This is a genomic window from Dapis hubbardiae BLCC-M172 (assembly GCF_050016015.1).
In the GTDB taxonomy this organism is placed as follows: Bacteria; Cyanobacteriota; Cyanobacteriia; order Cyanobacteriales; family Microcoleaceae; genus Trichodesmium.
Genome location: NZ_JBNHEQ010000302.1, coordinates 103661 through 113463, shown reverse-complemented (window position 1 = coordinate 113463; position 9803 = coordinate 103661). Strand labels below are relative to the sequence as shown.

The following is a 9803-nucleotide window of genomic DNA, read 5'->3' as shown; positions in this document are numbered from 1 at the left end:
ACGGCCGTTTCGCGGAGCGACATGAAACGCCCCTACGACTCCTGACTCCTCCCTCCTTATTTATAACTATTCAAGCGGACATGATATTACATCAGTAAAAAAGGTTGGGATTAAAATTAATTTTTGTTAGAGCAGTATAGCGATCCTATTTTAGTTGTAATATTTTGGTGGTAGTTAATAGATTTTTGCCGCTCTGGGTTAAAATCCTCTGCTTCTATACAGCGCTTTTCAAGTTGATGAACCACATCTTCACAACCAAAACCTAGTAGGGACGTTCCATGGAACGTCCCTACTGTGGTCTACTGAAATGAAAACCGCTGTAAGCAGGATTAGGAGGAGTTTAAATCGCTTTCTAAACTTTAAAAAAATAATCTTGCTGACTGCTGATAGCTGAGAGCTGACCGCTTTTTTAAGAATAGCTTTTGATAAAAATATGGCGAATCAAGAATATCTAGCCTTACTTAATCGTGGTGTAATTGTCTGGAATGAATGGAGATATAAAAATCCACATTTACAACCTGACTTTACTAATGCTAACTTGAGAGGTTTTAATCTAGAAGGTGTTAATTTTCAAGGAGTAAATTTAACAGGATCTGATCTATCTTTAGCTCAATTGATTAATGCTAATTGTAGAGATGCTATCTTTACTTCAGCTCAACTAATAAATGCTAATCTAACTGCTATTAATCTTCAGGGTGCTAATTTAATAAATGCTAATTTGATTTCTGCCGATCTAAGAAATGCTAATTTAATTGAAGCTGATTTAGTTAATGCTAATTTAATTGGAACTGATTTACAAAATTCTAATTGTCGATATGTTGACGCAACTTCAGCTAACCTGAGTAGAAGTAACTTAGCCAACGCAGATTTAATGAAAGCTAACTTCAGTTATGCTAATTTTAACTATGCTAATCTTTATAACAGTCAATTAATTGGGTCATATTTTTATCAGGCTAATTTAGACAAAGCTAATCTGATTAAAGCTCATATGAGTGGGATTTATTTATCAAATGCTTCTTTAAGAGAAGCAAACCTTTATAGAGCAGATTTGAGATTTGCTGAACTTAAAAAAGTTGATTTACAAGATGCAAATTTACAGGAAAGTTATTGTCGAGGTATTAATCTCAAGAAAGCTATTTTAATTAGAGCAGATTTAACAGGAGCAAATTTAAGAGGAGCAGATTTAAGAATAGCTAATTTTACTGATGCTTTGATTGATAATATTAACCTTGTAGATGCTAATCTTCAGGAAACAATTATGCCTGATATTAATTAATGGATAATTGATAATTAACTCTTGTTAAAACCATCGGATTGAAAATAAAGAAATATCCTAGCACTTTTTTTCTCTTGAAATAGAAGGCTTTATACCTTGATTTTTCGGTAAAGTTAATTACAATTATTAACTTTATTAGCACAGAATAAGGCATTTAGGTCACGGACATTCGTAAATTCCGTTTGCGGAGTATTTGGAGACAGAAAACTCAGGAGCGAGATAAATTTTGACTTTTGAATTTTGACTTTTGATTTATTCACTAGGACCTTCTAGTATTTCTTGTACCTCATTATTAGTTTTACCTAAAATCCTAGCTATAGGTGCTACTAAATTTTCCTCTACTGCTTTACCCGCATAAATATCCTTGAGTTGTTCAGGAGAAACTTTGTGAATATCACAGAATTTAATAAACTCATGGCCACTAACCTGTAGTTGTTCTTGTCTTTCCCTTAGTAGGAGAGCGATCGCTCTTGGTCCATATTTAGGTCGTTCCGCTAGAGCTATATATTTCTGCATTAAGTCATTGACTCTACTTCTTTTTCCTCCTACTCGTCGCAGCAAATCTAGACAAGCTAACCTGAGAGCTTTGCGTAGTCTTTCCTGCTCATTCATAACTTCGAGCATTTCCTCAGCATATTCGGGTTTACAAATGCCCACTAATTCTCCATCATTTAAAATTGGCACATAGAAACCCATTCCACATTCCCAAGGTAATTCTTCTTTAGTAGTCATGCCTAAGCCTCCCGCTTTTCTGTAACTTGCTAGAATTAGAATAGTGTACTATATTAATATTTGCTAATATCTATTTTATAAAAAAAACGAGAACTCTGTCCTCGCTTTTTGATTCCGCATTTTAGTCTAGAAGAATAATTTCCGTACCATAAGATAAAGCTAATGTCAATTACACTGACATAGGAGCAGAACTAGATGCAGCCAACTCCTGCAAACGCTCCTGTTGGTCTTGAGTAATGCAAGCTTGAATCACATTTTCTATATCTCCCTCTAGAAGAGGTGCAAGAGAAAAGTTCTGACTTAAGCGATGATCTGTCGCTCTATTGTCTTTATAATTATAAGTACGAATTTTTTCAGAACGAGAACCAGTACCTACTTGCGATCGCCTCATAGAACTTACTTCTGCTTGTTGCTCCTGGAGCTTAATCTCATAAAGTTTAGCCCGCAAAATCTGCATTGCTCGCTCTCTGTTTTGTAGCTGACTCCGCTCCTGGGTACAAAAAATTCTAATTCCTGTAGGCTTATGAAACAAGTCTACAGCAGTTTCAACCTTGTTCACATTTTGTCCACCAGCTCCACCAGAACGAGCAGTTGACAATTCAATATCTTTCTGGTCTATTTCAACTTCTACATCATCCACTTCTGGCATAATGGCCACTGTTGCCGTTGAAGTATGTACCCTCCCACCTGCTTCTGTCACAGGAACCCTTTGAACGCGGTGAACTCCTGCTTCAAACTTCAGCTTACTGTAAACCTGCTCCCCTTTAATTTCTAAAATTGCTTCCTTAAAACCACCCATATCTGCTAAAGACTCACTCAGCAAACTTACTTTCCAATTTTGGGTCTCTGAGTAGCGGGAGTACATTCTTACCAGATCCCCTGCCCAAATACTAGCTTCATCTCCTCCAGTACCAGCTCTAATCTCCAACATAATATTCTTGTCATCGTTGGGGTCTCGTGGCAATAGAGCAATTTTCATCTGAATTTCTAAAGATTCTAACTTAGCTTCCAATTCCTCGACTTCCAACTTAGCCATCTCTTGCATTTCTAGGTCGCCACCAGATTCTTTCAATATTTCTTTAGCATCAGTTAATTCTTCCTGAGCATTTTTCCAATCTGTATAATGATTTACAACTTCTTCTAGAGAAGAGCGTGCTTTAGCTACTTTTTGGAACTCACTGGGGTCTTTAGCAATATCTGGATCGGCCAAACGTAGAGTCAACTCATTATAGGTTTGCTCTACAGATTTTAATTTATCTAATAAATATGTTTCAGCCATTGTCAGTTGTCCTTTATCTCAAATTAGTGTTTTATTTGTAGGGGGATATTATTGAATACTTTTATGTTAATTGTTGTCTGTAATATTTGACTTAAGCATTCAGCTAGAGCGCAAATAATAAATAATTCCTTGTAAGGTTAAAGGAGCGTACTAAAGTCGTAACTTTTAATTCTCCCTCAATTTCAAGGGTTGCTTTTACCTCTTTAGCTGATAGCTGAATGCTTACTATTTGACAGACAACTAATTAAGGACAATTGACAGTCTAGCTATTTCTTACCCTTAGCTTTTTTAGATTTAGCTTTTTTAGCAGCAGATGGTTTAGTAGATTTAGAGTCACCACCTTCTTGTTTACTATATTTACGCATAAATCTTTCAACCCTTCCTTCAGTATCAATAATTTTCTGAGTACCTGTAAAGAATGGATGATTTCCCGACCAAACATCAACATGAATTTCAGGTTGTGTAGAGCCAATTGTCATTACAACTTCACCGTTACAATAAACTTTGGCTTCTGGATACCACTCAGGATGAATACCAGCTTTAGGCATTTTCTTTACTCTACTTCAATTACAAATATTTTCTTTACTATTAACTGTTTTAAATTAATTCTACTAACTTACTAAAGTAGTTCCTTAATAGAATTTAATTAATCAACAGACTAGATTCTAATAATTTATAGTTCTTTTTATTGTATCAAATTATTTGCCAATTATTACAATGGAACTGGTGATAATTGGCAAATGAACTTTATTCATGTTGATATATGTAGCTCACTCATTACTGGCGTAAAAATTCTCACGCTTAAATAATAGTTAAAGCAAGGAAGCATGGGGAAATTGCTATGCTTCTCCACTATTTAATTCTAAATTCTAAATTACAATATATAGCAGTCGAAGCAAAGATTAGGACATCTCTAAATCCTGTTTGCGGAGCATTTCCGTAGGAAAAACCCTTTGACAGTTTACTATTCCCTATTCCCTATTCCCTATTCCCTAGCGCGGAGCGCTATATCAACGCTTGGAGTATTGAGATGCTTTACGAGCTTTGCGTAAACCATACTTTTTCCGTTCCTTAGCACGGGGGTCGCGAGTCAAATATCCTTCTATTTTTAGAGGTTTACGATTTTCTGGGTCTAACTGACACAAAGCTCTAGCCACACCTAATCTAATTGACTCAGCTTGTCCAGTTAATCCTCCTCCTGTAGCTTTAACTAGAATGTCATATTCATTTTCCAAACCTAACGTTTCTAGTGGAGCTTTAGCAGATGATAAATAATTATGATTATATTGCAGGTAAAGTTCACCTTCTTTACCATTAATAATCAATTTGCCTGTACCTGGCACTAAACGTACTGATGCGACCGAAGACTTACGACGGCCAGTACCCCAGTACATAGCACGGCCACTTTCTGTTCCTTGCATTATTTTTCTCCTCCTGGAATAGTTTGAATAGTAATTGTTTCAGGTTTTTGAGCTTCGTGAGGGTGGTCAGGCCCTGGATAAACTTTTAATTTGTGGTGAAGTTTTCTGCCTAAAGAATTTTTAGGTAGCATTCCGTAAACTGCCTCCTCAATAATTCTTTGAGGCAAACGAGCTTGTAATTTAGAAAAAACTTCTGTTTTCATACCACCTGGTCTTCCCGAATGGCGACGATAAAGTTTCTGACTACTTTTCTTACCAGTTACAGTTACTTTTTCAGCATTAACTACAACTACATAGTCTCCTGTATCGATATGAGGAGTATAAGTAGGCTTATTTTTACCCCTAATAATCATGGCAATAGCAGTTGCTAATCTGCCTAGACGCTGACCTTCAGCATCAATAACATACCATTTTTTGCCTTCAACATCCTGTGGCGGCAAGTAAGTTTTATTTGTCATTTTCTTAGTTAGTTATTGTGTTTGAATTGTTTATATTTGTCTTTAGTTGAAGCATTCAGCTATTGCTTTTAGTGTGGGATAAAGGCTTGATTAATTGAGAAAAAATTAAATCCTAGAAAAGTCGGCTCCCTTAAGCTTAAAGTCTATAATTTATTAAATCTTATTTCTCACAGCTAACAGCTAATAGCTGATGGCTGAAAGCTGAAAGCTAATAGCTAGTTAAAATCAAGAATAAATTTAGGCATAGTATCATACCAAACTTCTTGGGGAAAAGGAAATTCTGGATAACCAACCCGCAATAAACAAAGACCACTAGCTGGCGCTGAATGCTTCACAACCTCCCTTCTTTCATTAACCCAAATATCTGTAAAACTTTCCAGCGATCGCTCTTTTTGTCCAACTTGAATAAGTAACCCCACCAATAACCGCATCATTCCGTACAGAAACCCACTTGCTTGAACCTCTATATGAATAAATGGACCTTCCCTTTGACAATTGACATCTTGTACATCTACCCAAGAATGGGGACGAGAAGAGCCAGCTCTTTGAAAAGCAGCCAAATGATGACGGCCAATTAAAGGATTCAAAGCTGATTGAATCAATTGTGGGTCTAAAGATGCTTGATAGTAATGCCAAACAAAAGGCATCACAAACAAATTTGGTCGTTTATCTGTATAAATGGTGTAGCGATAACGTCGCCAAACTGCGGTAAACCGTGAATGCCAAGTAGATTCTACTCTAGCCGAGCCTCTAATAAAGATATCATTACTCAATCGTGAATTGAGAATAGTAGCCCATTTATCAGCAGGAATTGGGCCTGAAACATCAAAATGAGCTACTTGAGCTGCTGCATGAACTCCTGCATCTGTTCTACCCGCCCCATGTAAAGTCACAGGTTTGTTAATTACAGAAGAGATAGTATTTTCGATTTCTTCTTGTACGGTTCGTTGATTTGGCTGTCTTTGCCAGCCATGAAAATTAGTACCTTGATATTGAATTACAAGAGCAACGCGCTGAAGTAAAGTTTGGTTATTAGCCATGGGATATTTGCAGTTTTAAAAGCTTAAAAATCAATATTTATCAACATTAATTTTTGACTTTTATCTAGTAAAATACTAACTTTTTCTAATTAATTTCCCAGTGCTTTTTAGGATAAACCTTAAATCAGTTCAATAATTGCCATTTCTGCATTATCTCCGCGACGGCGAATAGTTCTCAAAACACGAGTATACCCTCCATTTCGAGAACCATATCTTTCTTGGGCACCCTCAAATAAAGAGTGAACTAGCTGTTTGTCAAAAATATAGCCTAGAGCGCGTCGGCGAGCTGCCAATGATCCATCCTTGGCTAAGGTAATCATTCTTTCTGCTTCTGACTGTACAGCTTTAGCACGGGTTTTTGTGGTAGTAATTCGACCATGACGAATTAATTCAGTGGTAAGCGATCGCAACAGAGCGCGACGCTGGTCTGTTGGCTTACCTAACTTCGGGACACGACGAGTATGACGCATAACTACTTTGATTATTTTTTAATATTTTAGCTGGTGTTTCGGATTATTTTTTCTCCTACTTTTACTAGCAGTTTAACAAACTTAATTGTTCGCTTTTGAAAGTAATAGCTTTTCGGATTATTAAATTTTTTTTCTCCTTTTTTGATGAATTTGTTCTGTAGACAAAAATTGATTTGAATCAGTTTTTTTGTCTCTAATTAGTCTCTAATTATTGCTCTGCTGATTAAATGTCAAAGCCTTTAGCCTTTTTCAGTGCTTAAAAAGTGCGCCTGTTTCAGTTGAAAACGTTCAAAAAGTTAGCATTTTGGGCAGACAAGGACAAAAAAATTACTCCCCTACTCCCCTACTCCCCTACTCCCCTACTCCCCTACTCCTTAAAACAACTTTTTCAGCAAACCCTAAGTAGCTTTAGCAACTTTTTCTTGGGGTAAAGTTATTCCCAAGCGTTTTTGTAAAGCTTCTATCACTTCTTCAGCAGATTTTTGACCAAAGTTTTTGATTTCTAACAAATCTTCTTGACTATAATCAAGTAGGTCTGCAACTGAGTTAATTTGAGCTCTTTTTAGACAGTTATAAGCCCGAACAGATAGTTGTAATTCCTCTATAGGAATCTGACTTGTTGGATCTGTTGGTTCTCCCGATGGAGCATCTGCCATATTGGTGATATCTTTGAGTGGTTCAAACAAACCCATTAAGATACTAGCAGCATGACTCAAAGCATCTTGAGGTGTATAACTGCCATTAGTCCATATATCCATAATTAGCCTGTCTTGTTGCAAAGAACCACCAATAAGGGCATCCTCAACGGTATAGTTAACTTTACGAACTGGCATAAAAATGGCATCTATTTGCAGAAAATCTAAAGCAGTTATATCATCACGAGTACGATCTACTGCTCTATAACCAGTTCCTTTTTCAATTCTAAACTCCATCTCCAGAATTGCCCCTGGGGATAGAGTAGCGATATATTGACTGCGATCTATGACTTCAACCTCCGAAGGTACATCAAATCGATCGGCAGTTACTGTTGCAGGTCCTTCCATCCGCAACCTACCAATTTGTGGTTGCTGGGAATGACTCTTGAGAACAACCTCTTTCATGTTCAGCAGGATTTCTAGAACATCTTCTCTTACGCCCTTAATTGTGGCAAATTCGTGATTAACTCCAGCTATCCTGACTGATGTAACGGCTGTTCCCTCTAAGTTAGCTAGCAGAACCCGCCTCAGTGCATTCCCTACTGTTGTACCTTGACCACGTGCAAGTGGTTCTATAACAAACTTTCCGTACTGACTTCGATCTTTGTCAGTTCGGGACTCTACACACTCGTAATGAAATTGCGCCACGGAGTAACCTCCCTTTTCCATAAACCCCAGAGTTAATAATTTGATTAGACTCTACGCCGTTTTGGTGGACGGCAACCATTGTGAGGAATTGGGGTAATATCTCGAATCAAAGTTATTTCTAGACCCGCCCCCTGTAAAGCCCTAATTGCGGTTTCTCTTCCTGCTCCCGGACCACTTACCATTACTTGAACCTGGCGCATTCCTTGATCATTGGCTCGACGTGCTGCGCTTTCTGCTGCTGTCTGTGCAGCAAAGGGAGTTCCTTTTTTCGCCCCTTTGAAGCCACTGGAACCTGCTGATGCCCAAGAAATTACTTCACCATTTAGGTCAGCAATAGTTACAATTGTATTATTGAAGGTAGACTGGATGTAAGCCACCCCATTGGGCACATTCTTTTTTTGCTTTTTTGGACCTGTTTTTTTGCCTGGTTGTCGTGCCATATCTCTCTTTATGAGTGGGATATTAAGTTAATAATCTGCTTTTATAACAACAAGTAGACTAAATTCTAATTATTATGAAACATAAGTTTGTTAGAAACTTAATGATTATGATTAGAAATACTTTTATTGGTGTTAAATCAAACAATTTGCTAGTTATTAAATGTTCTATATTATACTCTTAAATACTAGCTAGCCGCAACACCTCACAGTTAGAGTCAACTTGTTGATTTGATAATTCTCGATCTTGATCTAGATTTTTTTTGATTGTCAATGTAGAATTATGATTCTACAATTCCGACCAAAGCTCAAATAGCTAATATTTTATTTTTCCCCCATCTGATTTTTTCACCTAAATCTAAATCTATAAAAAATCAACTAGGAAAAAATTTTTATCTGCTGAATAATAGCTATAAATAGACAAGAATAATTGACTTTTCAAGTTAGCAATTTAATTCAATTAAACTCTTGTCAATTTGAGTGAGTTATATCACTATAATTAATGTCAATTATTCATAATCTGAGATAGTTAGCTTGCATTACATAGTATAAGTATTTTTACTTAAATAAGCCATGTAAGATTAAGGCATAAGTATAATCTAATCAAATAACACTCGTTATTAAAGACTTGACTAAATTTTCATCAGACTTTATTTAATTAGATAGATACTAATCTTTTCTTAACTAAGAACTTCCAAAAATAAAAATATACATATACAAGCAAACTTCTACTTCTTAGCAGCAGCTTTCTTCTTACCAGCTACAGTTCGCCGTACACCTCTACGAGTTCTTGCATTAGTGCGAGTTCGCTGTCCTCTAACTGGTAAACCCATTCTATGTCGGCGACCTCGATAAGTACCAATGTCCATCAATCGTTTGATGCTCATGGCTTCAAATCTTCTGAGGTCTCCTTCAACCTGATAGTTGTTTTGGATTACAGAACGAAGTGCTGCTACATCCGCATCACTTAAATCCTTGACACGGATATCAGGATTTACACCTGTTTCAGCTAAGATGTCTTGAGACCGAGATAGTCCTATTCCATATATATATGTCAGACCAATTTCTATACGCTTATCGCGTGGGAGGTCTACCCCAGAAATTCGTGCCACTTTACTTTTTCTCCCTCACCTTTAGATAGAATTTACATCAGCTTGATGAGTATGGACTACTATACTCTTAATATCTGTGTCTAAGATTATGTCTAACCTTGACGTTGTTTATGTTTGGGGTTAACACATATCACCATTACTCGCCCTCGACGACGAATAACACGACACTTTTCACAAATTTTTTTGACAGATGCTCTAACTTTCATGCCTTTTTTGGCAACGCTACAAATTTTAT

The 9803-nt window shown here is 36.7% G+C and carries 12 protein-coding genes; 1 reads left to right on the top strand and 11 read right to left on the bottom strand.

Annotated elements, in window-relative coordinates; all coding sequences use genetic code 11:
• Positions 1 to 433: 433 nt before the first annotated feature.
• A complete protein-coding gene (locus ACP6PK_RS28815) occupies positions 434 to 1276 on the top strand; it encodes a pentapeptide repeat-containing protein (RefSeq protein ID WP_426564832.1) in 843 nt (280 codons plus the stop codon).
• A gap of 252 nt (positions 1277 to 1528) precedes the next feature.
• Here ACP6PK_RS28815 and ACP6PK_RS28810 read toward each other — a convergent pair whose 3' ends face one another.
• From ACP6PK_RS28810 to rpmJ, 11 genes are all read right to left on the bottom strand, one after another.
• Positions 1529 to 2008, bottom strand: a complete 480-nt coding sequence (locus tag ACP6PK_RS28810) for a hypothetical protein (RefSeq protein WP_094675146.1) — start codon at positions 2006 to 2008, stop codon at positions 1529 to 1531.
• A gap of 169 nt (positions 2009 to 2177) precedes the next feature.
• Positions 2178 to 3287 (bottom strand): peptide chain release factor 1, encoded by a 1110-nt coding sequence (gene prfA, locus ACP6PK_RS28805; protein WP_426564830.1) that lies wholly within the window; start codon positions 3285 to 3287, stop codon positions 2178 to 2180.
• 266 nt (positions 3288 to 3553) lie between these two features.
• The gene (rpmE, locus tag ACP6PK_RS28800) at positions 3554 to 3835 is read right to left on the bottom strand and encodes a 50S ribosomal protein L31 (RefSeq protein ID WP_426564828.1); all 282 of its coding nucleotides are present in this window, start codon (positions 3833 to 3835) and stop codon (positions 3554 to 3556) included.
• A gap of 462 nt (positions 3836 to 4297) precedes the next feature.
• Positions 4298 to 4708, bottom strand: coding sequence for a 30S ribosomal protein S9 (gene rpsI, locus ACP6PK_RS28795; protein WP_094675140.1), 411 nt, complete (start codon positions 4706 to 4708; stop codon positions 4298 to 4300).
• Entirely contained in the window at positions 4708 to 5166 is a 459-nt protein-coding gene (gene rplM, locus ACP6PK_RS28790; protein ID WP_094675138.1) for a 50S ribosomal protein L13, read from the bottom strand. Before rplM ends, rpsI begins: the two co-directional genes overlap by 1 nt.
• 215 nt (positions 5167 to 5381) lie before the next feature.
• Positions 5382 to 6206, bottom strand: a complete 825-nt coding sequence (gene truA / locus ACP6PK_RS28785) for a tRNA pseudouridine(38-40) synthase TruA (protein WP_426564825.1) — start codon at positions 6204 to 6206, stop codon at positions 5382 to 5384.
• A 119-nt stretch (positions 6207 to 6325) separates the two neighbouring features.
• On the bottom strand, positions 6326 to 6676 hold the full coding sequence (rplQ, locus tag ACP6PK_RS28780; RefSeq protein WP_094675132.1) for a 50S ribosomal protein L17: 351 nt from the start codon (positions 6674 to 6676) through the stop codon (positions 6326 to 6328).
• 398 nt (positions 6677 to 7074) lie between these two features.
• Complete coding sequence (locus tag ACP6PK_RS28775) at positions 7075 to 8019, bottom strand: DNA-directed RNA polymerase subunit alpha (RefSeq protein ID WP_426564823.1); 945 nt, start codon at positions 8017 to 8019, stop codon at positions 7075 to 7077.
• Between the two features lie 44 nt (positions 8020 to 8063).
• The gene (rpsK, locus tag ACP6PK_RS28770; protein ID WP_094675128.1) at positions 8064 to 8459 is read right to left on the bottom strand and encodes a 30S ribosomal protein S11; all 396 of its coding nucleotides are present in this window, start codon (positions 8457 to 8459) and stop codon (positions 8064 to 8066) included.
• Positions 8460 to 9184: 725 nt separating this feature from the next.
• Positions 9185 to 9568: a 30S ribosomal protein S13 gene (gene rpsM, locus ACP6PK_RS28765; protein WP_094672307.1), complete on the bottom strand. Its 384-nt coding sequence runs from the start codon at positions 9566 to 9568 to the stop codon at positions 9185 to 9187.
• 92 nt (positions 9569 to 9660) lie between these two features.
• A complete protein-coding gene (gene rpmJ / locus ACP6PK_RS28760; RefSeq protein WP_011612502.1) occupies positions 9661 to 9774 on the bottom strand; it encodes a 50S ribosomal protein L36 in 114 nt (37 codons plus the stop codon).
• Positions 9775 to 9803 lie beyond the last annotated feature (29 nt).